General features: G+C 57.4%; 27 protein-coding genes, 1 other RNA gene and 1 other annotated feature. Of the genes, 1 reads left to right on the forward strand and 27 read right to left on the reverse strand.

Annotated features, from left to right (window positions below; all coding sequences use genetic code 11):
* Positions 1 to 148: 148 nt before the first annotated feature.
* The 11 genes from ACFSOY_RS04230 to ACFSOY_RS04280 all read right to left on the reverse strand — a co-directional run bounded on the left by ACFSOY_RS04230 (position 149) and on the right by ACFSOY_RS04280 (position 8954).
* A complete protein-coding gene (locus tag ACFSOY_RS04230) occupies positions 149 to 1891 on the reverse strand; it encodes a peptidoglycan D,D-transpeptidase FtsI family protein (protein ID WP_386044274.1) in 1743 nt (580 codons plus the stop codon).
* Positions 1892 to 1988: 97 nt separating this feature from the next.
* Positions 1989 to 2621 carry a uridine kinase gene (udk, locus tag ACFSOY_RS04235; protein ID WP_386044275.1) on the reverse strand — a complete coding sequence of 211 codons (633 nt, stop codon included), beginning with the start codon at positions 2619 to 2621 and terminating at the stop codon, positions 1989 to 1991.
* A gap of 64 nt (positions 2622 to 2685) precedes the next feature.
* Entirely contained in the window at positions 2686 to 3312 is a 627-nt protein-coding gene (locus ACFSOY_RS04240) for an O-methyltransferase (protein ID WP_386044276.1), read from the reverse strand.
* A gap of 147 nt (positions 3313 to 3459) precedes the next feature.
* Positions 3460 to 4527, reverse strand: a complete 1068-nt coding sequence (mltG, locus tag ACFSOY_RS04245) for an endolytic transglycosylase MltG (RefSeq protein ID WP_386044277.1) — start codon at positions 4525 to 4527, stop codon at positions 3460 to 3462.
* 93 nt (positions 4528 to 4620) lie between these two features.
* On the reverse strand, positions 4621 to 4842 hold the full coding sequence (locus ACFSOY_RS04250; RefSeq protein WP_386044278.1) for a hypothetical protein: 222 nt from the start codon (positions 4840 to 4842) through the stop codon (positions 4621 to 4623).
* A 93-nt stretch (positions 4843 to 4935) separates the two neighbouring features.
* Entirely contained in the window at positions 4936 to 5226 is a 291-nt protein-coding gene (locus ACFSOY_RS04255) for a DUF1292 domain-containing protein (RefSeq protein ID WP_386044279.1), read from the reverse strand.
* A gap of 9 nt (positions 5227 to 5235) precedes the next feature.
* The gene (gene ruvX, locus ACFSOY_RS04260) at positions 5236 to 5664 is read right to left on the reverse strand and encodes a Holliday junction resolvase RuvX (protein WP_386044280.1); all 429 of its coding nucleotides are present in this window, start codon (positions 5662 to 5664) and stop codon (positions 5236 to 5238) included.
* The gene (locus tag ACFSOY_RS04265) at positions 5661 to 5912 is read right to left on the reverse strand and encodes an IreB family regulatory phosphoprotein (RefSeq protein ID WP_386044281.1); all 252 of its coding nucleotides are present in this window, start codon (positions 5910 to 5912) and stop codon (positions 5661 to 5663) included. Before ACFSOY_RS04265 ends, ruvX begins: the two co-directional genes overlap by 4 nt.
* 79 nt (positions 5913 to 5991) lie before the next feature.
* Positions 5992 to 7056, reverse strand: coding sequence for an AI-2E family transporter (locus ACFSOY_RS04270; protein WP_386044282.1), 1065 nt, complete (start codon positions 7054 to 7056; stop codon positions 5992 to 5994).
* A gap of 97 nt (positions 7057 to 7153) precedes the next feature.
* The gene (locus tag ACFSOY_RS04275) at positions 7154 to 8023 is read right to left on the reverse strand and encodes a UbiA-like polyprenyltransferase (RefSeq protein ID WP_386044283.1); all 870 of its coding nucleotides are present in this window, start codon (positions 8021 to 8023) and stop codon (positions 7154 to 7156) included.
* An 82-nt stretch (positions 8024 to 8105) separates the two neighbouring features.
* The gene (locus tag ACFSOY_RS04280) at positions 8106 to 8954 is read right to left on the reverse strand and encodes a DUF116 domain-containing protein (protein WP_386044284.1); all 849 of its coding nucleotides are present in this window, start codon (positions 8952 to 8954) and stop codon (positions 8106 to 8108) included.
* A gap of 137 nt (positions 8955 to 9091) precedes the next feature.
* Here ACFSOY_RS04280 and ACFSOY_RS04285 point away from each other — a divergent pair, with 137 nt between their 5' ends.
* Complete coding sequence (locus tag ACFSOY_RS04285) at positions 9092 to 10417, forward strand: LysM peptidoglycan-binding domain-containing protein (RefSeq protein ID WP_386044285.1); 1326 nt, start codon at positions 9092 to 9094, stop codon at positions 10415 to 10417.
* 45 nt (positions 10418 to 10462) lie between these two features.
* Here the strand turns inward: ACFSOY_RS04285 and ACFSOY_RS04290 are convergent, their stop codons facing one another.
* The 16 genes from ACFSOY_RS04290 to hemZ form a co-directional block, all read right to left on the reverse strand.
* Positions 10463 to 10918, reverse strand: coding sequence for a TlpA family protein disulfide reductase (locus tag ACFSOY_RS04290; RefSeq protein WP_386044286.1), 456 nt, complete (start codon positions 10916 to 10918; stop codon positions 10463 to 10465).
* Positions 10919 to 10938: 20 nt separating this feature from the next.
* Entirely contained in the window at positions 10939 to 11472 is a 534-nt protein-coding gene (locus tag ACFSOY_RS04295; protein WP_386044287.1) for a peroxiredoxin, read from the reverse strand.
* A 180-nt stretch (positions 11473 to 11652) separates the two neighbouring features.
* On the reverse strand, positions 11653 to 11856 hold the full coding sequence (locus ACFSOY_RS04300; protein ID WP_386044288.1) for a hypothetical protein: 204 nt from the start codon (positions 11854 to 11856) through the stop codon (positions 11653 to 11655).
* 14 nt (positions 11857 to 11870) lie between these two features.
* A complete protein-coding gene (locus ACFSOY_RS04305; protein WP_386044289.1) occupies positions 11871 to 12371 on the reverse strand; it encodes a PRC-barrel domain-containing protein in 501 nt (166 codons plus the stop codon).
* Between the two features lie 20 nt (positions 12372 to 12391).
* Complete coding sequence (locus tag ACFSOY_RS04310; RefSeq protein WP_386044290.1) at positions 12392 to 13525, reverse strand: cysteine desulfurase family protein; 1134 nt, start codon at positions 13523 to 13525, stop codon at positions 12392 to 12394.
* A gap of 71 nt (positions 13526 to 13596) precedes the next feature.
* The gene (cymR, locus tag ACFSOY_RS04315) at positions 13597 to 14004 is read right to left on the reverse strand and encodes a cysteine metabolism transcriptional regulator CymR (protein ID WP_386044291.1); all 408 of its coding nucleotides are present in this window, start codon (positions 14002 to 14004) and stop codon (positions 13597 to 13599) included.
* A gap of 245 nt (positions 14005 to 14249) precedes the next feature.
* Positions 14250 to 15581, reverse strand: coding sequence for a replication-associated recombination protein A (locus tag ACFSOY_RS04320; protein ID WP_386044292.1), 1332 nt, complete (start codon positions 15579 to 15581; stop codon positions 14250 to 14252).
* A gap of 2 nt (positions 15582 to 15583) precedes the next feature.
* A complete protein-coding gene (locus ACFSOY_RS04325) occupies positions 15584 to 16621 on the reverse strand; it encodes a threonine aldolase family protein (protein WP_386044293.1) in 1038 nt (345 codons plus the stop codon).
* 115 nt (positions 16622 to 16736) lie between these two features.
* Positions 16737 to 17786: a threonine aldolase family protein gene (locus ACFSOY_RS04330; RefSeq protein WP_386044294.1), complete on the reverse strand. Its 1050-nt coding sequence runs from the start codon at positions 17784 to 17786 to the stop codon at positions 16737 to 16739.
* A 128-nt stretch (positions 17787 to 17914) separates the two neighbouring features.
* Entirely contained in the window at positions 17915 to 18664 is a 750-nt protein-coding gene (map, locus tag ACFSOY_RS04335) for a type I methionyl aminopeptidase (protein ID WP_386044295.1), read from the reverse strand.
* A gap of 107 nt (positions 18665 to 18771) precedes the next feature.
* Positions 18772 to 18960, reverse strand: a non-coding RNA gene (gene ssrS / locus ACFSOY_RS04340) — 6S RNA.
* A gap of 106 nt (positions 18961 to 19066) precedes the next feature.
* Entirely contained in the window at positions 19067 to 20878 is a 1812-nt protein-coding gene (gene aspS, locus ACFSOY_RS04345; RefSeq protein WP_386044296.1) for an aspartate--tRNA ligase, read from the reverse strand.
* A 21-nt stretch (positions 20879 to 20899) separates the two neighbouring features.
* A complete protein-coding gene (gene hisS, locus ACFSOY_RS04350) occupies positions 20900 to 22147 on the reverse strand; it encodes a histidine--tRNA ligase (RefSeq protein WP_386044297.1) in 1248 nt (415 codons plus the stop codon).
* 63 nt (positions 22148 to 22210) lie between these two features.
* Positions 22211 to 22451 (reverse strand) — a binding site (T-box leader).
* A 23-nt stretch (positions 22452 to 22474) separates the two neighbouring features.
* Positions 22475 to 23731 (reverse strand): MFS transporter, encoded by a 1257-nt coding sequence (locus ACFSOY_RS04355; RefSeq protein ID WP_386044298.1) that lies wholly within the window; start codon positions 23729 to 23731, stop codon positions 22475 to 22477.
* Positions 23721 to 25298, reverse strand: a complete 1578-nt coding sequence (locus ACFSOY_RS04360) for a putative polysaccharide biosynthesis protein (protein ID WP_386044299.1) — start codon at positions 25296 to 25298, stop codon at positions 23721 to 23723. The genes ACFSOY_RS04355 and ACFSOY_RS04360 overlap by 11 nt, the downstream gene beginning before the upstream one ends.
* A 68-nt stretch (positions 25299 to 25366) precedes the next feature.
* Entirely contained in the window at positions 25367 to 26881 is a 1515-nt protein-coding gene (gene hemZ / locus ACFSOY_RS04365; protein ID WP_386044300.1) for a coproporphyrinogen dehydrogenase HemZ, read from the reverse strand.
* Positions 26882 to 26909: the final 28 nt, after the last annotated feature.

The following is a 26909-nucleotide window of genomic DNA, read 5'->3' on the forward strand; positions in this document are numbered from 1 at the left end:
AGCGCTACAATCTAACGCTGACCCTCTCCCTCCCACTTGTACACCTTGCCTCTTCTCAATACCCCTTGCCTCTTGATCCGCATTTCTCACGAAACCTCAAAACAACCACGACTTCGCCTGCGATCTACTACGCCCCCGCCCACATCACCTACTCCTTCGGCAACGCCTTCAAAATCTGCAACCCGATCTGTTCGGTCACGCGGCTGCCTGTCGTCGATTCGGTCATGACGACGATCACATATTTCGGCTGTTCGACCGGGGCGAATCCGGCAAACCAGTGATGGTTCGCGTTCGGATCACCTGTCTGCGCAGTGCCCGTCTTCCCTGCGACCGAGACGGGAGCTTGGGCGAGCAGGTGCGCAGTGCCCGCATCGGAGGAGACGACTTCGCTCATCCACTGCTTCAGCTGAAAAGCGGCCTGTCGCTCGATCACCTGCTTGCGCTCCGCCAGCTCAAAGTCTTTATACAGCAACCCATCAGGCGTGTGAAACGACTGCACAAGGCGCGGCTCGCGGGCAAGTCCGCCGTTCGCCACCGTCGCCATCAGGTGTGCCGCCTGCAAGGGGGTCATCCGCACATCCTCCTGGCCGATCCCCGTGTTCGCGAGGAAGCGATCGGACGAGCCCTCTTTTAAGAAAATGCTCCCCGGATCTTCCCCGTAAAACGATGACTTCTCCCCGCTCTTCATGCCGACCGCGGCGCCTAAGCCAAATTTTTTCGCGTACGTTTCGATCGTCTCCCGTCCCAGCTTCATCGCGATCTGGGCGAACGCGACGTTGCATGATTCGGCGAACGCTTCTTCTGCTGTGATCTTGCCATGCTTGCTCCAGCAGTTCAACCTGCCATCGCCGATGTCGAGGTAGCCTGGACAGTCAAATTGATCGTCTGCCGAGATCACTCCCGTCTCCAGCGCCGCTTGGGCGATGACCGCTTTGAAGATCGAGCCGGGGAAGTAGGCGGTCACCGCGCGATTGACCGGATATTGACCTCCTTCGAGCGGCTTGGTCTGGTCATAGTTGGGACGGGAGGCCATCGCCAGCACATCTTCTGTCTGCGCATCGAGGATGACGACCGCCCCCTTCTCCACATGGTAGCGATCCATCGCCTGTTCGACAGAGCTCTGGAGATCGTGGTCGAGCGTCGTTTTGATCGAGAGGGCATGGTTCTCCTCAGTCGATTCGCGGATGCCCAGCCCGTTGATCGGGCGGTCGCTGTTGTCCGAATAGTAGGCGAGGGTGTGCGCGATGCCCAAGCCCCGCAGCTCCTCTTGAAACTGAAATTCGAGACCCATCTTCCCGATCTTTTCATTCAGCGGGTATTTCCCACCCCACGTCTCGGCCACAAGATTGGGATCTTCCCCTAAGAAGCCGATCGCATGCCGGGCGAGCGACAGATCGTCATAGCGCACTTTGACCTCTTTGGCATAGATGCCGGTCAGTTCGAGCTTGCGCACCGCTTCGACCTGCTCTGCGGTCAGGTTGACCATGCGCAGCTTGCCGCTCATGTCGGGGAGGCGCAGCAGGAACGGCTCCACTTTTTCTTGCAGCGTGGTCAGCAGGTACTCAGTGTTCGTGTTCAACAGCAAGGCGAGATCGTTGATCTTCCCGCGGTCGAGATGCGCTTGCCAGACCGGCAGGACGACCACCCCGTTCAGAACGCTTCCGGTCAGCGATGCGCCCGTTCGATCGAGGATGTCCCCGCGTCCCGAATCGAGCTCAAACTTCTCCCGCCGCTGCTCGATCGCCGAGGCGACCAGGTCGTGCCCTTGCATGTTGTGCGGGGCGGCCACCTGAATATAAAACAGGCGCCCACCCAAGGCGAGGATCGCACAGGTGCTCAAGGTGAGCAGGATGGCCGTGCGGCGCTGTATTTTGCGATGCATGATTTCCATGGCGGTGTCACCTTCCTTATCTCCTTCCAGTGTGACCGCCGCGAGAAATCTCTAAACTGTCGCAAAACAAAAAGAAACAACCCGAAGATCGGGTTGTTCAAGTGGTGAGCACACATTTGACGATGTCGTTCACTTTGGCGACGAGGATGTCGATCGCCACGCGGTTCTGTCCACCTTCAGGGATGATCAGATCCGCATATTTTTTCGTCGGTTCGATAAACTGCATATGCATCGGGCGAACGATCCCCATATACTGCTCGACGACCGATTCGATCGAGCGCCCACGCTCTTTGATGTCGCGCAGGATGCGGCGGATGATCCGCACGTCCGCATCGGTGTCGACGAAGATCTTGATATCCATCAGATCGCGCAATCGCTCATCTTCGAGCACCATGATCCCTTCCAACACCACCACTTGCTTCGGTTCCACGCGTTCGGTGTAGGTGGAGCGCGTGTGCTCCGCAAAGTTGTAGATCGGCTTGTCGATCCCCTCACCGTTCAACAGCGTGTGCAGATGTGCGAGCAGCAGGTCGTTGTCAAACGCGTTCGGGTGATCATAGTTGGTCAGCACGCGCTCCGCCATCGACAGGTGCGTCTGGTCTTTGTAATAGTTGTCCTGCTCGATCAGAACGATGTTCTCCGGATCGATGTTGCGTGTGATCTCACGGGCGACCGAAGTTTTGCCAGAACCTGTCCCCCCTGCGATCCCTATCAGCACCGGTCTGTGCATCTGTTCGTACCCCTTTCCTCCGCCCTGCAGACCGCTCGATCAGGTCTGGCAGATGCGGCGCTCTCTACTTTTTCACCGAAAGGGACACTCCATCCCCTAGCGGAAGAAATGTCGTCTCATAGCCTGGATGATGTGCGAGCAACTCGTTATATTCTCGCAGGCGACCGACCATCGTGCGCAGCTTGTGCTTCACCTGCTCCTGCCCGCTGACCATCCCTTGAAAGAGGATGTTGTCAGACAGCAGGACGCCACCGCGCTCAAGATGAGGGTCGATCAACTCTAAAAACTTCGGATATTGCCCTTTTGCCGCATCGAGAAATATAAAATCGAACATGCCGAGCGACTCGATCAGTTCGAGCGCATCGCCTTCGACCAGAGAAATCCGCTCGGTCAGTCCGGCGCGCTCAAAATTGGTTCGCGCTTCCTCCGCGCGCACCGGGTCGCGCTCAAGCGTGGTGATCTCCGCCTCGCAAGCCTGTCCCATCACGATCGCCGAATACCCGATCGCCGTCCCAAGCTCCAAGATTCGGCGGGGCTTTGCGATCTTGAGCAGCACTTGCAGCAGGCTGACCGTCTCCAAATCTAAGATCGGGATATACCCTTCCTCCGCACGGCGTTCGATCTCCTGCAGGAGCGGCTCGCGCTGTGGAGCCAAGCTGCGCAGGTAGGTCACCAATGTTGGGTCGATCATCATGTCAAAGCTCCTTTTTCGTACACAAACAGGTTCATGTTATCATAAAACCCATTCTCCTGCATAGGGAAAATGGGTTCTGACGCTCTGCATAACTCTGCCATCCTGTAGTGTAACCAGATGGCGAAAAAATAGGTCGGCGCGCACTTACTGACTTTTCGCGATGTTTTGCTGATGCTCCGCAAAGGTGGTCGCAAAATAGTGCTCACCCGAACCATCGTTTTTCGTCACATAAAAAAAGTAGTTGTGCTCCTCCGGGAACAGCGCAGCGCGAACCGCATCCTGACCGGATGTCGAGATCGGTCCTGGCGGCAGTCCATCGATCAGATAGGTGTTGTAGGGCGATTCCACCTTCAGATCTTCGTACAGCAGCAACTCTTTCGTCTTGCCGAGCGCGTACTGGACGGTCGCATCGATCTGCAGCTTCATCGGCGGGTTGCCTTTGATCCGATTTTCGATGACGCCTGCGATCAGCGGTCGTTCCTTCGCCACGCGCGCTTCCCGCTCGATCAGCGAAGCGATCGTCAGCGTTTGGTGCAAGGTCAGATTTTTCTTTTTCATCTGCTCTTGCCACTCGGGGGTCAACAGCTGTTCGGTCTGCTTGAGCATCAGGTCGATCACCTGGTGGGGCGTCGCACTTTGGAACGTCTCGTACGTATCCGGGAACAGATAGCCCTCAAGACGATGCTTCATGCCTTCCACCTGTGGAATGTCTTTTAAAAATGCGTACTCAAACTGTCCATTTTGCACTTCATCTAAAAACGCCTGCTTGTCGACGATCTTCTGTTCGGCTAAGCTGTCGGCGATCTGCTCGATCGTCAACCCTTCCGGCACGGTAAACTTGGTCGTGCCATACTTGGCATCCCCATCGACCAGAACGTGGACGATCTCCTCCATCGTCATCCCGGGCTGAAGGTAGTATTTTCCCGCCTTCAGTTGGCTTGAAGTCCCTTCATAGGCGAGATACCACTTGAAAAAGTTCGCGTTTTTGATCAGTTCTTTCTCCTGCAGCATCACGCCGATCTCATAGGGCGATGCTCCAGTCGGAATCTCGACATCGACAGCAGGACCGCTTTCCTTCGGCGGTTGAAACTGTGTCTCCACATAGAAAATGCCTCCCCCGATCAACAGGATGCAAGCGGCGAAGATCAGCCACCACTTGTTCCCGCGCGACGGCGCCTGTTCGGGCAGCTTCGGGGATTGTTTGTTGGTCATGAAAACCCTGCACCTCCACTCATTCCCCACTATTATACTGAAATCATGAAAAGCGGAAAAGCCCACACCTGTATCGGCATGAGCTTTCTGACGCTATTCTGACTGTTGGTTGATGTTTGACGCAAGCGCTTCATACCCTTCTGCCATCACTTGCCCCACCTGTGCCGCCTGCTCAGCGCTCAGCGAATCGATCCCTTCTCGACTCACCTGATCTGCCAGTCCCAACTGTTCAAGTGCCTGTGCTTGCACTTCTGCAAGATGCAGATCGACCTGGTTGGGATGATAGAGGTTGCCAGCCCGCTCTTCTTGGCTCATGCATGTCCACCTCCCTCTCGCTAGCGTACCCCGAGCGATGTTAAGGCAATCTGGAAATGAAAAACAGGCGCCCGAAAGGGACGCCTGCCACCATTATGACTGAAGATCTTCGTCGCTGCCGCCTTGCTCTTCGTAAAGCAGAGTGTCATACGCTTCTGCCACCCGATCCCACTCCGCATCATCTTCGATGTAGGCGAGGAGATCGCTGCCATCCTGATCTTTTTCCAGGCGCAAAATGACCGCTTCTTCGTCCTGTGCGTCGATCGGTTGGAGGATCGCATACATCTGCTCCTCCACTTCCAGCATCTCCAGCACTTCAAACTCGTGCTCGCCACCCTCTTCGTCGGTCAGAGTGATTCGTTGATTGAGATCCGTTTCGCTCATCTGTAGCACCTACTTCCCATTTTGTTGTCGATCTAAATAGTTCTGCAGGATGATCGCCGCCGCCATTTTGTCGACGACCTGCTTGCGCTTCTTACGACTCACATCCGCTGATACAAGCATACGCTCGGCAGCCATCGTTGATAACCGCTCGTCCCACAATACAACCGGCAAGTGGAAGGTCGTTTCTAGTATCTCGGCAAACTGTTGGCTCAATTCGCCCCGCGGACCGATCGTCCCATTCATATTTTTCGGCAGACCGAGCACGATCGTGCTCACCTCATACTTTTCGATCAGTTCCTTGAGGCGCGCTAAATCATCCTCTAATGTCTTGCGCGTGATCGTCTCCACGCCTTGTGCTGTCCAGCCCATCGCATCGCTGACCGCGATGCCGATGCGCACATCTCCATAGTCGATCCCGAGCACTCTCGTAACGTTCATCCTCGATCCCTCATATAGGCGCGCACCAGTTCTTCGATCAGTTCATCCCGCTCCAGGCTGCGGATCAGGTTGCGCGCATTGTTGTGGTTGGTAATATACGCCGGGTCTCCAGAGATCAGGTAGCCGGAGATCTGGTTGATCGGGTTGTACCCTTTGACCCGCAAAGCTTCAAACGCGATCAAGAGCGCCCGTCTCGCCTCGCTGTCTTCCTCGCGCCCGCTGAACTTGATCGTGCGGTCAAACGACATTTGCAACACCTCATCACGACTTCTTGATTTGCCTCTACAGGCAAGTATTACCGCTATCATGAATCGGGACAATTATACGTCAATGCTTCATGTAGTGCAACACCACGTGCTGAACGATCACCTTTCCTACCGCCACCAGCGGGATCGCGAGGATCAGACCGACGATGCCAAACACCTCGCCGCCAAGCAGCAGAGCGAAGATGATCAGCATCGGATGCAGCTTGAGCGAGCGCCCGATCAGGTAGGGCCCGACCAAGTTGCCTTCCAGCTGTTGGATGATCAGGTTGACGATCAACACTTTCAGCGCCATCAGCGGCGATACGGTAAAGGCGAGCAAGATCGCGGGCGCCGCCCCGAAAAAAGGGCCGATGTAGGGGATGATGTTGGTGATCGCGACGATCAGCGACAGGATGATCGCATAGGGCATCCCGACGATCAGATAGCCGACATACGCCATGCCCCCCACCACCATCGCGATCAACAGCTGTCCCCTGATATAGTTGCCGAGCGCCTCGTCGATCGAGCGCGAGAGTCGGATGATCGCCTGTCGGTTCCGGCGGGGGAAGAAGGTGACGACCGCTCGCTCGATCAGCTTGAGGTCTTTGAGCATGTAGAACACCAGAAACGGTATGACAAACCAAGAGATCGCCCCCTCGATCGTGTGGCCGGCCGATTCGAGCGTCTTGGTGATCAGCGCCGTCACTCTGCCCTCCAGGTTGCCGAGATTTTCGTCCACCGCTTTTCGCACCGCATCTGGCAGTCGCTTCTTGTCTTCGTTAAAGCTGTCCATCCATCTGTCCGCCTGTTCGACCAACTTCGGCAGATGCTCGCTCAAGTCGCGCAGCTGATCGATAAACAGCGGGATCGCTTTGAGCAGAAGCACCGTGAGCAACAGAAAGAACAGGACGTAGATGATCAGGATGCTCGCTCCTCGCGGCACTCCGCGCTGGTGCAGGCGGGTGACCAGCGGATGCAGCAGGTAGGCGATGATCACCGAGATCAAAAATGGGGTCAACACGGCGCTTACGATCATCCAGATGTCCATTACGACATCGCGCAGCTCGTAGAGCAGATAGATGCATGCGAGCGCAAGCAAGGAGAGCACGAGCACCTGCAGCGCACGCCCCTGTTGCCGAAAATCCATGATCAGGCCACCTCCTGCATCGGTCAGGTACGCTTAGCCTTCCCAAAAATAGCAAAAAGCCCTCCAACTGGAGAGCTTTTTGCCGTTGCAAAGTTGCTTACCAAAGCGAGATCGCGATGTCTGCCAAGGTGAAGACAAACGCGACAGAGGCCACATACGAGTTGACCGTAAAAAATGCGACATCGATGCGGCTCATATCGTGCGGCGAGATGATCCGATGCTCATACCACAGGAGCAGGGCGACTGCCGCAACGCCGATCCAATAGACGATGCCAAGATCGACATACAGTGGGACCAGCGCGAACAGCACGATGGTCAGCACATGCATCAGGCGCGAAAGGAGCAGTCCTCCGCCGATGCCAAAGCGGACAGGGATCGAATGCAGGCCGTGCCGCTTGTCAAACTCGACATCTTGACAGGCGTAGATGATGTCAAAGGCGGCGATCCAGACCGCGACAGCACCTGCGAGCAACAGCGCCGGGATGTCGATCTGTCCGGTCACCGCGATCCACCCGCCGAGCGGGGCGAACGAATCGGCAAGCCCGAGCACCAGATGGCACGCCCAGGTAAAGCGCTTGCAGTACGGGTAGAGGACGAGCACGAAGACGGCCAGCGGCAAGAGCTTGAAGCAGAGCGGGTTCAGCATGTACGCTGAGACGCCGAGCAACGCCAGCGAGCCGATGATGAACAGCCACGCCTCGACGCTCTTGATCGCACCGCGCGGGATCTCCCGACTGGCCGTGCGCGGATTTCTCGCATCGATCGCCGCATCGATCACCCGGTTCAGCCCCATCGCAGCGCTGCGTGCGCCGACCATCGCCAAGGTCACCCAGACGAACGTCATCAGGCTCGGCCAAGCGTTTGACGTGTAGTACGAAGCCATCACCATGCCGATATAGGCGTACGGCAGAGCAAAGATCGTATGTTCAAATTTGATCATCTCCAGAAAGAGACGAATCTTAGACATGAGAAAGCCCCCTATAAGATCACATAACATACCTCTCTATTACAGCGATCAAACGGGGGGCTTGTCAACCCATTTATGACTTCTATCCCTTGATCAATTCAGTTTCCACCTGTTTGATCAGCTCTTTGCCAAGGTACATGCGAATCGCATTTTCCATCTCGACCATGTTGATGTTCGTGTTGCGACAAGGCCCTTCGGGCCGTTTGTTGGCGATGGCGATGACCGGGACGGCCGCCTTGACATCTTGCACGCCAGCCATCAGATCGCGCTCACAGGCGACGGCGATCACACCTTTTGGCGCTTTTTCGGCAAGCAGCTGTCGCGCCATCTGGCCGCCCGCGCAGATGTGAAAATCGATATCGTACTTGGCGGTCACCGCCTTGATCTGATCGCGCGTCTCTTTGTCCAGACAGCGCGGCAACAGGATCAACAGCTCGTCGCGCTCGATCTGAGCCTGATTGACAGCGGTCAGCCGATTGCCCACCTGCAGGATCGAATTGGCCATCCGATCTTTGGAGATGCCAAACAGGCTGGAAACTTTCACCGTCCAGGGGATGATGTTGGAGAGCGCGATGTGCCGCCCTTTGAAAAAGGGAACGAAGTTTTTGCCGGTCAACACGGTCAACCCGACCAGCGCAAACATCAGATCGATCGCGCACAGCACACCGCCAGACCCCATCACGATGGTGCGCATCAACCACTCGGGCAGCTCCATCAGGCGAGGCTGAACCAAGAAGTACACCAGCCATGCTCCGACATTGAGCAGCACGAGCGTGCACGAGGTAAACCCGAGAAACACCCACGGCGTGGTCTCCAGATCCCCGTTGTTTTCCTCCACTTGCCCAGACCAACCGTCCCACGTATCCCCCAGCTTTCGAGGCGCCACCTTCGTTTCTTCCGCTTCTGCTGTCGTCGTTTCAATGTTTGCCATCCGTATCCCTCCTACCACGCATTTCCATAGCACTAGCATGCCCGAAGCGCTGGCAAGTTATTACATCGATGGAACCAACCGGGCGAATGTCGCATATCGTGTGAGCAGTGTACATGTCGAAGGAGGGAGCGACTACGGTGCATCTCTATCACGTAAAACCTGGGGATACGCTGCAGAGCGTCGCGCATCAACACCGCATCACGACAGCTGCACTCCGCGCGTTCAACAGCCTTCCCCAAGCATCGTACCTGTTGCCAGGGCATGCGCTTCTCATTCCCTCTCGATTGACCGCCTCCGATCTCGCCGATGATGTCGACTCGGGCGCGGACAGCTACGCGACCTATGTCGCCACAGACACGGACAGCTACGCGACCTATCGGGTGCAAGCGGGTGATACGCTTCGCTCGATCGGCGAGCGCTTTCGCGTGCCGCTGACCTGGATTGCGCTGTGCAACCACCTGAGCGATCGCAGTTTGGAAGCGGGAGAGCTGCTCTTGATCCCTGCGAGCTCCTCGCAAGCGCGCGGGACGAAAAAAAAACTGGGTCTGCTCTGCTTGTCGCCATCTCGGCTGCCAGAGGACACCTCCCGCCCGATCACCTTTCAGGGCCGCTCAGGGCTGCGCGTCGACGCGGCGGGCAATCTGCACCTCCCAGCGCTCCCCGACCGTCAGGACGGTGACGAGAAGCTCCTCCTGCTCTGCTCGCTGGATGGTGCGGCAAACATCTTGGCAGATGTCGCCAAAGCGATCCTGACCAGCGAAGAGGCGCAAGCGCGCCTGCTCGACCGTCTGGGCACCTGCTTGCGCCTCGCAGACGCACATGGCGTGATCTTCGACTGGCAGTCGGTGCGCCGCGAAGACGAGCCTGCCTATCTGCGATTCGTCAAGGAGGCGGGGCGCAGGCTCCGTCCGATCGGTCACCGCACAGGCCTTCTGCTCTTTGCCTCCTCCACCTGTTTCAGACGAGCCTCGCTGCTGGCTGAGCTCGGACGGCAGATCGACCTCCTGCTTGTCGAACCGGTCGCCAACAGCTCGGCCGAATCGCCGCCCCCGCCGCTGATCGGGACGGAGGACACCCGCCGCGCCCTGCAGACAGCGACGGCGACGTTTCCAGCGGAGAAGACCTGGTTGGTGCTGCGACCGTCAGCAGTGTTCGTCCAGCGAGGGCAAGCGGTGCAACATCTCTCACAGCAACAAGCGATTGACGTCGCCTACCTCCACGGGTCGCCCTTGATCCGGGATGAGGCAAGCGAGCTAACGTGGTATCGCTTTCCGAACATAGAGGAGGGACACTCCGTGTGGCTCGAAGACATTCAAAGTTTCGTCCGCAAGCTGGAGATCTTGGAGCAGATGAAACTGCAAGGGATCGCACTCTGGGAAGTGGGCGGATATTTTCCCGATGCTTGGCGCTATCTCTACGAACAGTATGAGGTGCTGATGGACGAAGCGGAAGGACACAAATAAGAAAGCTCTGTCTCTCCTAGAAGAGACAGAGCTTTCTGTTGTGAGCTACGCTTGCGAAAGTCCGAGAACCTGTTCGATCTTCGGCTGCAGCTTCTCAAAACCGCGGTCGCCCGCCGTGCGGAAGAACAGTTTGCCTTCTTTGTCAAACAGGAAGAATGCGGGAACGTACTCGTTTTGATACGCTTCTGCAATCTTGTGCAGGTTGTCGATCGCGACAGGATGCGTGATCCCGTACTTCGCGATGTCTTCCTTTACCTTCTCGATGTCGGTGTCCGCTTCATAGCGGGGAAAGTGAATCCCGACCATCTGCAGACCGTGCTCTTTGTACTGATCGCGATATTTGATGAGATCGTTCATCGTCTCGTGGCAGATATGACAAGATACCGCCCAGAAGTGAACGAGCACATACTTATCGGACAGATCGGTCGGAAGCTGATCCTGATGGAACCATTCTGTAGCTCCTGCGAGCTCCGGACGTTCCGATCCTAGGCGCATCGGCATGAGAGATTACCTCTTTCCGATTAGAGAGTCGATTGACCCGGTTTCCAGTTCGCCGGGCACAGACCGCCAGTTTGCAACGCTTCCAGAACGCGCAGCGTCTCATCGACAGAACGGCCAACGTTCAGGCTGTTGATCGTCGCATGTTGAACAAGACCTTCCGGATCGATGATGAAGAGACCGCGCAGCGCGATGCCTTTATCTTCGAGCAGCACGCCGAAAGCGCGAGCGCATTCTTTGGTGATGTCAGCAGCCAGCGGGTAGTTCAGCTCGCCCAGGCCGTTTTTCTCGCGCGGAGTGTTGATCCATGCGCGGTGGGAATGGATGGAGTCTACCGAAACGCCGAGGATTTCAGCGTCCAGATCTGCGAACTCCTGAGCGCGATCGCTCATCGCGGTGATCTCAGTCGGGCAAACGAAAGTGAAGTCGAGCGGATAGAAGAAGAGAACCAACCACTTGCCACGGTAGTCGTCAAGAGTTACCGAAACATCGAGGGTCTCCAAGTTTTTAGTGGAGAGCATGTTAAAGTTAGGTGCTTTGGATCCAACCAACGGCATAAAAATACCTCCTCTGGATATGTATGCTACGACATTATTGTAGACATACCTACCTGATTTCGCAAGGACTCGCGACTCAATTTGTAATCTTGATTACTGGAATCTGCCCGTCCTCTCACAAATTCTCTCGTTTTCTTCGTTTTTAATCAGCTTGGATCTGATGGTGTTGCGCAGGTGCTTTCACATGCCGAGTTGCAGGTCGGTCGCATCCAGTTGCAGGGCGGGCAGATCATCGTAGGCGATCAGCGACCCGTCCTCTTCCACCTGGTACAGCTTGACCTCTTCGCCAGAGACGCAAAACTCCATGAAGCATCCCCAGCAGTAAAACTGGTTGGTGCCGATCTTTCCAATATCACGGCAGTTGCAGTGCGGGCAGCGAGTCATCGAGGCGTACCTCCTTATAATTCCTCCGCCAGCTCCGTGTCGGTCGGAACCAGCAAAGTATCTTGCCCGACCATGATCGCCGGGTGAGCAGGCAAGACTTTTCGACCCTCTTTCAGATCGGTCAAAAAACCTTCCGATACCTCATACCCCGCTATTGTATACAGTTCTTGATCCAAGTAAACATCTGCCACCGTTCCCAGATAGTTGCCATCTTGAGTCAGCACCTCTTTGCCGACCATCTGAACATCGCCTTGGATCAGGCTGCGAACCAGACCGGTCTCATCGCGAAACTCCTCGATCGCATCCTGCTTCTCGATCGTGACCGCATCTTGCCCAACTCCGTGCAACTTCTCTTTCGGCACGATCTTGCTGGCAGAGAGCATCGTCCCTTTGGCGAGCAGCAGCGAATGGACCCCCCCATCGGAAGAGAAGAGCACATCCCGAACTTCGCCGACATGCTCTCCGCCCGTCAGTTCGACGACAGGCAGTCCGATCAGGTCTCTCGCTCTTCGCATACAAAACCTCCTCTCGCAGCCTAGCGTCGTGACAAGCGCTCCACAACTTGCACCACTTTTTGCGCCGCTTCTGCCACCTCTTCTCTCGTATTCTGTCCCGAAAAGGAGAAACGAACCGCAGCGCGCACAGACTGCTCTGCAAGCCCCATCGCCATCAGCACATGAGAGGGCAACAGCGAGCCTGACGTGCAGGCGGAACCGCTCGCCGCCATGATGCCCAACATGTCGAGGTTCATCAGCAGGCGCTCTGCCGATACGCCCGGAATGGTCAGATTTAAGATCGAAGGCACCGAGTCGGGTGCGGAGTTGACCACCAGCTGATCCACCCCTGCTCGCAGAGCGGAAAGCATCGTTTCCCGCAGCGCTTGCAAATGCTCCCAGCTCGCTTCGCGACTGCCTGCCGCTCGTTCGATCGCCACGCCCAGACCGACGATGCCCGGCAGATTTTCGGTGCCCGCCCGACGATTGAACTCCTGAGCGCCGCCATGCTGCGTCGGCTTCCAATGCGTTCCGCGCCGAACGAACAGAGCTCCGACCCCTTTGGGGCCGTGCAACTTGTGGCCCGAGATCGACAGCAGGTCGATCGACATCCGCTCCACATCCAGTTCGAGCAAGCCCACAGCTTGCACCGCATCGGTGTGAAAGAGCACGCTCTTTCGCTTGGCCAACTCTCCGATCTCCGCGATCGGTTGAATCGCGCCCGTCTCGTTGTTGACCGCCATCACCGAGATCAGGATAGTGTCTTCGCGCATCGCCTGTTCGATCGCCTCCACCCGCACGATCCCATCGCTTTCCGGCGCGATGTAGGTGACCTCATAGCCGATCTCCTCCAGATATTCGAAAGCGTGCAAGACCGCATGATGTTCGATCTTGGTCGTGATCAAGTGCTTGCCGCGGTCGCGATAGCCAAGCGCTGTGCCGATGATCGCCGCGTTGTCCGCCTCTGTGCCGCCGCTGGTGAAGACGATCTCGTTCGGCTTGGCGTTGATCGCGGACGCCACCTGTTCTCTGGCGCGCTCGATCGCACCTTTCGCCTGTCGCCCAGACGCGTGAACGCTCGACGGATTGCCGTAGACTTGGCTGTAATAGGGCATCATCGCTTGCAGCACCTCGTCCGCGACGGGCGTTGTGGCTGCGTTATCAAGATAGATCACTGTAGCTCCTCCTCGCTAGCACAGATGACAAAGGGTATGTGGATTCCACATACCCGCTTTGCTCCGGAAAATTAGATATAGAACATGATGTTGTCTTTGCCAAACCGCTTTTTGTCGATCAGGTCGAGCAAAGTCGTACCGTCGAGCACTTCGTTGATCGAGCTGCGCACCTTTTCCCACAGTTCGGCCAGCTCTTCCTCCGGATCATCCACGATCGTGATCGGACCTTCCAGCACGCGAATGATATCGCCGACGGTGATCTCATGCGGCGCTTTGGCCAACACATACCCGCCGTACGCCCCGCGGATCGAGCGAACCAGACCGGCGTTGCGCAGCGGTGCGATCAGCTGTTCCAAATAATGCTCGGAGAGCGATTGGCGCTCTGCGACCGATTTTAATGATACCGGGCCTTCCCCGAAAAACATGCCCAAGTCGATCATCAAAGTGATTCCATAACGTCCTTTAGTCGATAATTTCATGATTGCATATCTCCTCTCTACAAGCGGGCTTCCTCTCCCGCACTCCTGCACAGAACACGATCATAAAGTCTGCCTGACCAGGAGAACAGGTCAGCACCGTTCCCACACAAACTGCCGATCGATCGCTGTGAGAACCTCTCTAAGCGCTGGCCAGATCGGCAGGTGATAGATATTCTGAATCTCGAATGCAAGGCGAATCGGATAATGGTCAGAACTCGCTTAGTGTTTGTTTCTGCCATCCTACCCTATCCTCCGTTTCGCCTGCCTTTCCAGTTGGCGAGCCGCTCGGAGATGATCTGCTCATATCCGTTGCGGGTCGGCGCGTACAGGTTCATCCCGGTCAACTCTGCCGGCAAGTATGGCTGTTCCACATAATTCCCCGGGAAATCGTGCGGGTACTGATACCCTTTGCCATGTCCCAAACGAGCCGCGCCTTTATAATGCGCATCGCGCAGATGGAGCGGCACTTCGAGCGAGCCTCCCTCATGAATCACTTGCAGCGCTTTGTTGATGCCGAGATAGGATGCGTTCGACTTCGGCGCAGTCGCCAGATAGGTGACCGCCTGGGCCAAGATGATCCTTCCCTCCGGCATCCCGATCATCTCCAGCGCCTGCATCGCCGAGACGGCAACCTGCAAGGCGCGAGGGTCAGCATTTCCGATATCTTCTGAGGCGGAGATGATGATCCGGCGAGCGATAAACTTCGGGTCCTCCCCCGCATCGATCATCTTTGCCAACCAGTAGAGCGCCGCATCCGGATCGGAGCCGCGGATCGACTTGATGAAAGCGGAGACGGTGTCATAGTGCGCATCCGCGTTTTTGTCATAGCGCACCACGCGGCGCTGAATCGATTCGGCCGCCTCTTCGACCGTGACATGGATCACCCCTTGCGCGTCGGGCGGCGTGGAGAGGACGGCAAGCTCAAGCGCGTTGTACATCCTGCGCGCATCGCCGTCCGCATAGCGCGCGAGATGCCTGATCGCCTCTTCCTCCATCTGAACGTTCAAATGACCCAGACCGCGATTGGGCAGGGAGAGCGCCCGCTCGGCCATCCGGATCAGATCTTCCTCGCGATGCGATTGCAGACGGAAGAGCTGAGAACGCGACAGCAGCGCGGGATTCACCTCGAAGAAAGGGTTTTCTGTCGTCGCACCGATCAGCAGGATCAGCCCTTCCTCCACATGCGGCAACAGGGCGTCCTGTTGCGCCTTGTTAAAGCGATGGATCTCATCGACGAAGAGAACGGTGCGCTGGCTGTACATCGCCAGCGCATTTTTCGCCTCCTCGACCACTTTCCGAATGTCGCCGATGCCCGCCGTGACCGCATTGATCGAGCGAAACATCGACTTGGTGTGCCCGGCGATAATTTTCGCGATCGTCGTCTTGCCCGTTCCGGGCGGCCCGAAAAAGATCAGCGAGGTGAGCTTGTCCGCCTCGATCGCACGGCGCAACAGCTTGCCATGTCCGATGATCTCCTCCTGACCGATCAATTCCTCCAAGTTTTGCGGGCGCATTCGAGCGGCGAGCGGCGCGTTCTGCTTCTGCTCCTCCTGCGCTTGATATCCGAACAGATCCACAGCTATGCCACACCTCGCACGACGCGATGGATGATGGCCAGCGCCTCCTGCACCTGCGCTCGATCGACATCTTTATGCGTGACAAACCGCACCAGCCCCGGCCCAAAATCGGCACACCACACGCCCTCTGTGCGCAGTCGATCCACCAACTCGACCGAGCTGATGCCCGTCTTGGTCACGTCGATGATGACGATGTTCGTCTCCACCGTGCTGACATCGAGCTGAACGCTGTCGATCTCCGCCAAGCCGGTCGCCAGAATCTTGGCGTTCTGATGATCTTCTGCCAACCGCTCGACCATCTGAGTCAGCGCGATCAGTGCGGGTGCTGCGATCACGCCGACTTGGCGCATGCCGCCCCCCATGCGCTTGCGGATATAGCGAGCGCGCTCGATCACCTCTTGGCTGCCCGCCAAGATCGAGCCGACCGGAGCGGAGAGCCCTTTTGATAAGCAGACCTGCACGGTGTCCACATGCTGGGTGAACGCAGGCGCTTTGTGACCAGATGCGACCACCGCGTTGAACAGCCGTGCGCCATCCATGTGGATCGGAATCTGGTGCTCGTGGGCGATGCTCGCCAGCTCGCGCAGATGATCGAGCCCGAGGATCGTTCCGCCCGCCTTGTTGTGCGTGTTTTCCACGCAGATCAGTCCGGTGCGCGGGTGGTGAATGTTCGGCTCGCGAATCGCCTCGCGCACGTCCGCCAAGCTCATCGCGCCGCGCACGCCTGGCAATGTCTGCGTCTGCACCCCCGCGTAGACAGCATGGCCAGCCCCTTCGTACAGATAGATGTGCGATTGCTGTTCCAGGATGATCTCATCGCCCGGGCGGGTCAGCGTTTGAATGGCGATCTGATTGCCGAGCGTGCCAGAGGAGACGTACAGCGCAGCCTCCTTGCCAAGCATCTCGGCGGCCGTCTCCTCCAATCGATTCACCGTAGGATCATCGCCAAACACATCATCCCCAACTTCAGCATCGTACATCGCTTTGCGCATCTCAGCGGTCGGCTTAGTGACCGTATCGCTTCGCAAATCTATCGGCATTTCGCACACTCCATTTCCGAGAAAATTACTCTGATTTTATTATAAAGGAATGAACCGAAAAAGCCACCTCTTTTCATAAAAAAAGCCACCCCGTCTAAGGATGGCTTGACTGTACTCACGATGCGGTAACCTTTTCTTTCATCAGGCGGCTGACCACCTGAAGCGCCTGTTGAATCTCTTCGCGGTTGACATCTTTATGTGTGACGAAGCGGATCGACCCCGGTGCCAACATGCCGCCCAACACCCCTTCATGGTAGCAGGCGACCAGCAGATCCATCTCGGTCATACCTTCTTTCGAAACTTTAAAATAGACCATGTTCGTATCGATCTGGCTCGCGTCGATGTCGATCCCTTCGATGTTGGCAAGACCTTCGGCCAGAAACTTCGCATTGGCATGATCTTCTGCCAGACGATCGACCATCTCGTTGAGCGCCACCACCATCGGCGCTGCGACGATGCCCGCTTGGCGCAGCGTCCCGCCCAAGCGCTTGCGCCAGTGGCGCGCCGTGTTGATCGTCTCCGCATCGCCAGCCAAGATCGAGCCGACCGGTGCGCCGAGACCTTTGGTGAAGCAGACCTGAACGGTGTCCACATATTGAGTGATCTCACTTGCTGGAATCCCGCTGGCGATCGCTGCGTTAAACACGCGCGCTCCGTCCATATGCATCCGAATGCCCTTTTCTTGCGCGATCTCCCGCAATGCTTTCAGGTTGTCCTGCGGCACGATGCAACCCCCGTGGAAGTTGTGCGTGTTCTCCACACAGATCATCGCCGTCTTCGGGTAGTGCGGATCGATGAACGGGCGGATCGCAGCCCGCACATCGTCCGGGTTCATCACGCCGCGCTTGCCGGGGACTTGACGAGGTTGCACGCCTGCCAACACCGCATGCGCCGCCCCCTCCAGCATCACGATGTGCGACTCCGCTTCGACGATGATCTCATCACCGCGACCGGTCTGCGAGAGGATCGCCACCTGATTGCCCTGTGTTCCAGATGTGACAAGAATCGCCGCTTCCTTGCCCAAGCGTTCCGCTGCCATCTCTTCAAGCTTCAGCACAGTCGGGTCTTCGCGCGGGTTGTCATCCCCCACTTCCGCCTCGTACATCGCTTTTCGCATCGCCTCTGTCGGCTTGGTTACGGTATCACTGCGCATATCGATTCTCATCGTCTCCAAAACTCCTTTGCCGGAAAATTTAATCTATTTTTGTTACACCTATTATATCGGAAATACGATTAAAAACATATAGTAAAATGAAAAATGAGTGATGGTATTTACCATCACTCAAACTATCACTATAAAACAGTCAAAATCTGCGGACCATCTGCGGTGATTGCGAGCGTATGCTCATACTGCGTGGTCAGCGACCCATCTGCGGTGCGCACCGTCCAACCGTCCTTCTGATCCAGTGTGACCTGATACTTGCCGATGTTGATCATCGGCTCGATGGTGAAGACCATCCCTTCGCGCAGGCGCGGGCCGCGTCCTGCCGGACCATAGTGGGGCACCTGCGGCTCTTCGTGCATCTTGCGCCCGATCCCATGACCGATATAGTCGCGCACCACCGAATAGCCGAACCCTTCCGCATAGACTTGGATCGCGTGCGAGATGTCGCCGATGCGGTTGCCGACCACCGCTTGCTCGATCCCTTTGAACAGGCTGTCGTGCGTGACCTGCAACAGCCGGTTCGCCTCCTCCGACACCTCACCGACCGCATAGCTCCACGCCGAGTCTGCATGCAGACCGTCGAGCAGCGCAACCATGTCGATCGTGACGATATCGCCCTCTTTCAACACATATTTGGAAGGAAAACCGTGGCAGACCACATCGTTGACTGAAGCGCATGTTGCATATTGGTAGCCGTTGTAGCCGATCTGTGCGGGCACGGCGTTTCTGCTGCGCATGTGAGCATCGACAACATCGTTGATCTCCATCGTCGTGATGCCCGGTCGGATGATCTTGGCGACCTCGCGATGACATTCGGCGACGATGCGACCCGCCTCGCGCATCACTTCGATCTCAGCTTGACTTTTTAGTTCGATCACTCATAACACTTCCCCGTTTTTGATTTACTACTCGTAACTATACCATATGCGAAGAAGCAGAAAAACCCGACTCGCTCAGGAGTCAGGTTTCGCATGCATGGAAGTCAAAGAACCCCTCGCAGCCGTGTTACTAGTGTTTTGAACCCGCTCGCGCAGGTGGGTTGCAAGTTCTGATCTCGGTAATCCGCCTCGGCTCGCATGCCAGCGGCTCGCACGCCCATCAGCGACTCTCGTGCATCCCTTGTTGATACTGTTGGATCAAAACTGAAAAGCAATCACCAACATTGGAGGGTCCTTTGAATTAACAAATTGAAACTTCTTGACTCGATGTTAGCACAAGCGGTGATTAATTGCAAGAAAATTCAATTAGTGCCGGAGAACTATTTTTTTCCTACTGCCGATTTACAGCTTTTCGCTGTCGGACAACGCTTTCCCACCCAGAGCGATATGCAGCGTTTCCAACTGCTCGGTGACGACTGGCGACGGCGCTTCGGTCATCAGATCGGATGCGGAAGACGTTTTCGGGAAGGCGATGGTGTCGCGCAGCGATTGGCGGCCCGCCATGATCATGATCATCCGGTCGAGGCCGAGCGCGATGCCGCCGTGTGGCGGTGTGCCGTACTCGAACGCGTCGAGCAGGAAGCCGAACTGCTCTTGCGCCTCTTCGGCCGAAAAGCCGAGCGCTTGGAACATCTGCTCTTGGATCTCTCGGCGGTAGATCCGCATCGAGCCGCCGCCGAGCTCATATCCGTTCAGCGCGAGATCGTACGCTTTGGCGCGCACATGGGCCGGATCGGTCGCAAGCTCCGGCAGATCCTCTTCCATCGGCATCGTGAACGGATGGTGGGCCGCCACATAGCGGTTCGCCTCTTCATCATGTTCGAGCAGCGGGAACTCGGTCACCCAGATGAACTTGAACTGGCTTTCATCGATCAGGTTGAGCTCTTTGCCCAGCTTGCTGCGCAGTGCGCCGAGCGAGTCGGCGACCACTTTTTTGCTGTCTGCCGCAAAGAGGAGCAAGTCGCCTTTTTCGGCGCCCGCCTTGCTGATGATCGCGCTCATCTCCTCTTCGGAGAAGAACTTGGCGATCGGCGATTTCACGCCCTCTTCCTGCACGGCGATCCACGCCATCCCTTTTGCGCCATAGCGCTTGACGAACGCTTCGAGCTCGTCGATCTGCTTGCGGGAATAGATCGCGCATCCTGGGGCGACCAAGCATTTGACTTCGCCGCCGTTTTCGATCGCCATGTTGAACACTTTGAACCCACAGCCGCGCACTTGCTCTGTCAGATCTTGCAGCTCAAGGCCGAAGCGAATGTCCGGCTTGTCCGAACCGAAGCGGGCCATCGCATCCTGATAGGTGATGCGCGGGAACGGACGAGGTATCTCCACATCGATCGTCGCTTGGAACAGGCCGACCATCATCTCTTCGATCATCGCTTGGAATTGCGCCATCGACATGAACGACTGCTCGATGTCCACCTGCGTAAACTCCGGCTGGCGGTCGGCGCGCAAATCTTCGTCGCGGAAGCAACGAGCGATCTGATAGTAGCGCTCAAAGCCGGACACCATCAGCAGCTGCTTGAACAGCTGCGGAGATTGCGGCAGCGCGTAAAACTCGCCCGGATGCACGCGGGATGGCACGAGGTAGTCGCGCGCTCCCTCCGGCGTCGACTTGGTGAGGATCGGCGTCTCCACCTCGATAAACGCGTTTTGATCCAAGAAGTTGCGCATGTGCGTGGTCACCTTGGAGCGCAGCAGGAAGATCTTTTGCATCTCCGGGCGGCGCAGGTCGAGATAGCGATATTTCAAGCGCAGGTTTTCATCCACATCGACGTTGTCCTGAATGTAGAACGGCGTGTTTTTCGCCGCGTTGAGGATCTCGATCTTCTCGACCTTCACCTCGATCTCCCCGGTTGGAATCTTGCTGTTGATCGCACCCGCTTCGCGAAGTGCCACCGTGCCTTCCAGCGCGATCACATATTCGTTGCGCAGCTTATCCCCTTGCGCCATCAGCGCATCGCTGTCCGCTTGCTCGCCCGGTTGAAACACCGCTTGCACGAAGCCTGAGCGGTCGCGCAGGTCGATAAAGATCAGGTTGCCCAGATCGCGGCGGCGCTGCACCCAGCCGGTGAGAACCACCTTTTGACCCGCATGCTCTTTGCGCAGTTCGCCCGCTTGGTGCGTGCGATACAATGTTTGTTGTTCACTCATCGTTTGTCCCTCCCGTATTGACTACCGCTTGCTCTGTACGACTTCGATCAGTTCGGAGAGCGCGACGGTCGTCTGCTCCCCCGTCTCCATATCCTTGAGGTTGGCCACTCCTTGTGCCAGCTCGTCATCGCCGAGGATGACCACCTGCCGCGCTTTCAGGCGATCGGCCGCTTTCATCTGCGCCTTCATGCTCTTGCCGAGATAGTCTTTGTCGGCGATCAGGCCGGCACGGCGCATCTCGTGCAACAGCTTGACCGAATGCTTTTGCGCCGCTTCGCCGAGGGCGACGAAGAAGATGTCGATGCCTTTGGCGATCGGAAGTTCTACGTTCTGGTTGGCAAGCGCGATCATGACGCGCTCGATGCCGACCGCAAAGCCGATGCCCGGCATCTCCGGTCCGCCGAGCTGTTCGACGAGCCCGTTGTAGCGACCCCCGCCGGAGAGCGTGGAGCCGTTTTCGATAAACTCAAACGCCGTCTGCGTGTAGTAGTCGAGTCCGCGCACCATGCGCGGGTTGACAGTAAACGGGATGCCAAACGATTCGAGATAGGAGCAGACCGCTTGGAAATGGGTGCGATCCTCTTCTGACAGATGATCGAGCATCTCCGGCGCGCCCTGTGTGAGCTCCTTGCACGTTTCGTTTTTGCAATCGAGGATGCGCATCGGATTGCGATCATAGCGGCTTTGGCAGTCTTTGCACAGCTGCTCTTTGACCGGCGACAGGTGCTCGCGCAGGATGTCGCGATACGCTGTCCGGCTTTGCGCAGAGCCGACCGAGTTGATCTCCAAGCTGATGTCGGTCAGGCCGAGCTCGGTAAAGAAGGTCATCGCCAGCGCGATCACTTCCGCATCGATGCTCGGGTCGTTCACGCCGAGCACCTCAGCGCCAAACTGATGAAACTGACGATAGCGGCCCGACTGCGGACGCTCATAGCGAAACATCGGTCCCATGTAATACAGCTTGGTCGGCTGCGGCTGCGCGTAGAGCTTGCTTTCCACAAAGGAGCGCACCACCGACGCGGTGCCTTCTGGACGCAGGGTCAACGAGCGCTCCCCGCGGTCTTGAAAGGTGTACATCTCCTTTTCGACGATGTCTGTCGTCTCGCCGACACCGCGCGCGAACAGCTCGGTGTGCTCAAAGATCGGAGTCCGAACTTCTGCTACGTTGAAGCGACGGCAGACCTCGCGTGCTGTCTGCTCGATCAGATGCCATCTCTCCACATCTCCGGGGAGAATGTCGTTTGTGCCACGTGGGCGGTTGATTAACATTTTGGATCTGCCTCCTCCAAATAATCAGCAAAATAAAAAGCCCCCGCCCCTAAGCGAACATCGCTTAGGGACGAGAGCTGTGACTTCCCGTGGTACCACCCTATTTGAAGTTGCAGATGCAACTTCCACTCGCCGGGTAACGTCCGGTCACGCCTCCCTGCTACCGATCATGCACGCACGATTTTCGCAAGGGGTCCTCCAGGGTGTCTTTCATCAAGGGTGCGCTAGAGAGACACTTTCAGCCGCGGTGTCTCCTCTCTGACTAGGCCAGTCCTTCACTACTGGGCCCTTTCATCGGATCTCGTTTCGATTGAATTAAGAGTAATCTTACTCAGCGCAAGTTCGTCTGTCAAGTTTATTTTGTCCACTTTTGCGAAGTATTATCAGCGGCAACAGCCCGAGCGCCACCATCGCACCACCGCCCAGCGCAAAGCAGGCGGTGACGGAGAGCGATGCGAGCACCGGGCCTGCGATCGCCACCCCGATCGATTCGGAGCCGAACGATGCGGTCGCCCAGATGCTCTGGCAAGAAGACATGCGCCCAAGCGGCATCTTCTGCTGAATGATCGTCGTCACCGGAATGTCGGTCAAAAAATGGGCGCATCCGATGATGCCGACCGCCAGACAGGCGATCAGCAGCTGTGGCGAAAGGGCGAGCAATCCGAACATGATCCCGTAGACCGACCAGCCGATCCCGACCATCGTCAAGATGTGCAGGCGCGCCAGCTTTTTCATCAGGGCGGCAGACGCGAACATGCCGACCGAGAAGCAGGCCATCAACAGCCCGTAGGTGTCGCCTTCGCCACCTAGCCTTTCGCCTGCGAGCAAGGGCAGGCCGACCTTGATCATGCCAGCAGACGCGACCAGCCCGAGCGAAGAGAGCAGGATCGAAAACGTGACCGCCCGCTCCTTGCGGATCTCCTTGCCCGCCATCAGCAGATCGGCAAAGATCGTCTGATCGCTGCGCTCCGAACGCTCCGCATGCTCTGCTCGCTCCGCTCGTTTCAGCGCGATCTGCCAGACGGTCCACAGCGACAGGAAGAAGCTGATGCAATTGATCCAGAGCATCCACTCCACCTGTTCAGCAGCCATCAGCACGCCGCCGAGCAGCATGCCCCCCACCTTGCAGATGCGCTTAGCGCTCTCCGAGAGCGAGTTGGCGAGCAACAGCTCTTCACGGCGCACGATCTGCGGCAGGACGGCGCGCAGCGAGGGGTGGAAAAAGGCGCGGGCCGATGTGAGCACCACCGCCACCAGACAGACTTCCCAAAGCGTCAGCCCCCCTGCCAGGTAGCGCAACACCAGATAGAGCATCGCAGCTCCCCGCAGCGCGTCGGTCACGATCATCGTCAGCCGACGGTTCCAGCGGTCTGCAAATGCGCCTGCGATCAGCCCGAGCACGAGAAACGGCACCGTCTGGCAGAGCACCAGCATCCCGATCGCCGCCGGGGAACCTGTCATCCGATAGACCAGCCAGACGATGCCGACCTCATAGATCGCATCGCCCAGCTGTGAGAGCAATTGCCCGGAGAAGAGCAGCCTGTAGTTGCGGTTTTTCAGCAGATCCGAATAGCTAGCGGACAAAGCGCTTCACTCCTGGCAAGCGGCGCAGCTCGTCTTTGCTGACCCCTTTTTGCAAGATCATCAGCGCGCCGAACACTGCCGCCCCCACCGATCCTGCCAAGATCAGCACGATCAGGTTTTCCACGCGCGGCCACGGGATGATCACGTCGAGCGGAATCTTCGTGATCGTCCAGACGACGCCCCCCATCACCAGCGAGGCGAACAGCGGCTTGATGATCAGCGATCGGTAGGACATCGGAATTTCGGCCAGCCGTCGCACCGCCGCGAAGTTGAGGCCGGAAGACAGGATGTAGCCGATCACCGCAGCGATCCCCGCCCCCAAGATGCCAAACTTCGGAACGAGCAGCAGCAACAGCACAAGCTTGAGGCCAAGCCCGGCAAACATGTTGCGGATCGGCAAGTACATAAAGCCCATCGCCTGCAAAATATAGCAACAGACCAGCTCATAGGAGGAGAAGATCGCCATCCAGGAGATCGCCGCGATCGTATCCGCTCCCTTCAGGTCGGTAAACAGGGCGATGTCGATCGGCCCTGCCAACACGTAGAGCCCGACTGCAGTCGGAAAGGCGAAGAGCGAAGTCAAGCGAAACGCGGTGATCACACGATCGTTTCGCAGCTTGATGTTCTTCTGGGCGATCGCCTCCGAGATGGCGGGCATCAGCGAGAGACCGACGGCGACGGCGAGCGACAGCGGAAGCGCGATCAGGCGCAGCGCCCGCGCCGTGTAGACGCCAAACTCGGAGGTGGCGACCTCCTTGGTCCAATCAAAACCGAACATCAGCAAATTGGTGATCGTAAACGAATCCATCATCTGAGAGAGCGGAAGCACGATCGAGGACAGCGAGATCGGAATCGAAATTTTTAAGATTTTGCGCAGCACCACTTTGTTCGGCACGGTGGATGGTCGGATGTACTTCTTGCGGTTTTCCCGCCGCTGCTTGACCACATGTCTGCCGAGATAGAACAGGGAGGCCAGCGCGCCGAGCACAGAGGAGAACGTCGCGACAGCTGCGACCGTCCTCGGCTCCGCGTTCAGGCTGACGGAGATGTAGACCCCGACCAAGATCACCGTCACCCGCACCAGCTGTTCGACCACCTGTGAATTGCCTGAGATCGCCATCGATTGATGGCCTTGTATATACCCGCGCATCGCGGCGAGCAGCGGCACGATCAACAGCGCAAACGCCAGAGCGCGGATCGCCGTCGAGCTGTTGTAGTCGCCCATCATCACCCCGATGGTGCCGCCGAGCAGCATCAGCAGCACGAAGACGACGACGCCCGCCACCGCTAAAAACCGCGCCCCCACACGGTACAGCTGATCGGCGCCCGCAAAGTCGCGCAATGCGCTTCTCTCCGCGACCAGCTTGGAGATCGCGAGCGGAATGCCAGCGGTCGCGAGCGTCAGCATCACCACATAGATCGCATAGGCGTTCTGGTACAACCCCATTGCGTAATCCTTCGCCATATTCTGAAACGGTACGATGTATACAACCCCGAGAATCTTCGAGATCAAACCAGCTGCAGCCAAAGACAGAGCGCCGGCTGCCAAACCCTTTTTTGCTGACATAAACGGTCCCCTACTCGTCCAGTATTTTGCCTACCTTCCACTGTAACACAAAAGAAAACCCCGTTCCATCACGAACGGGGCATCGCGGTCTCGGTAAACAGTTCGCGGAGTTTCGCAAGCTTTTTGTGGGTCGTCGCGTCAACAGAGTCCACGTACGCTTTCGGCTCTTTCGCGTTGTAGATGTGACCGAGAAACTCGCCTTTTTTATACAGCTTGGTCGAAGCGCCGCCGCCAAGCCCGATGATCGTCTGGCGCTCCTCCATGATCGCGATGTTGTAGACCGAATCTTTCCCCGGCATCGCATAGCCGACGTTTTCCAGGTTGCCCAAGATGTCCTTCTGGCGATACACGTAGTAGGGGTGGTAGCCGAGCCCGCTTGCCCAATCGGCCGTCTCCGCCATCATCTGCCGAACGACCTGCGTGTGCGGAATCTCGTACGCATCCTTCTCTTTCGTCACATTGGACGTGCGCTTAAAGGACATCGTGTGCACCGTGACCGAATCGGGCATCAGCGCTTCGATGCGCTCCCTCGTATGGCGGACATCGTCGACCGTCTCCCCCGGCAGTCCGAGGATCATGTCCATGTTGATGTTCTCAAATCCGGCCTCTCTGACCAGATGAAACCGCTTGTCGACGATGTTTGGCGTGTGTCCGCGGCCGATCACCTTCAGCGTCTCCGCTTTGAACGTCTGCGGATTGACCGAGACGCGGTTGACTCCGTATTTGCGCATCACCTCGACGCGCTCCGGCGTGATCGTGTCCGGGCGGCCCGCTTCGACCGTAAACTCGCGCCATCTGTCCGCATCGGGGATCTGGCGGTAGAGCGCTTCAAAGACGCGGGTCAGCTCTTTCGCCTGCAGGGAGGTCGGCGTGCCGCCGCCGAGGTAGACGCTGGTCACGCCGATCGACTCCTCCTGCAAAAATTGGCCGATCGCTGCAAACTCGCGCTCCAGCGCATCGAGGAAAGCGGGCGCATAGGTCGCCTTGTCCTCCATCGAATAGGCGGGAAACGTGCAGTACGCGCAGTGTGTCGGACAGAACGGAATCCCGATGTAGAGCGAGACCTGCTTGTCGATCTGATAGAGATCGGGCACCGCGCGCAGCTGCACGTCGGCGATCTGAAGCAACAGGTCGATGCGCTCCTGCGAGATCAAATACTGGTCGCGCATGATCGCGCGAATCTGGTCGAAGCTCGTCCCCGCTTCGATCAGGTTGTGGACGAGCTTCAGCGGTCGCACGCCGGTCAGGATTCCCCACGGTTGCCCCTGTCCGGTCAACCGTTCGAGCACTTCGTGCAAGACGAAGAGCACCGCTTGCTTGCTCCGCTTCTTGCGCTGCGCCTCCACCGGCGGTTCTACCACCCGCCCCTGCACGCACTCTTCGCGCTGCCCGCTTCGGCGGTCGTACAGTTCTGCGCGAGCGACCACATAGTCGTCTCGCTGCTCGATCAGGGATAGCTTTATATGGAGTAACGCTTCCTCCTGCTCGTCGAAGACCACCACTGCATCTTCTAAAAACAGGTGGGTCAGCCGCTCTGTTTCACGTTGGTAGTTCAGGTTGCCAAGATCGATGCGAATCTGCATGGATCGTCACCTCCAGATACCAGTGTAC

The sequence above is a fragment of the Tumebacillus lipolyticus genome (assembly GCF_042682745.1).
Classification (GTDB): Bacteria; Bacillota; Bacilli; order Tumebacillales; family Tumebacillaceae; genus Tumebacillus_A; species Tumebacillus_A lipolyticus.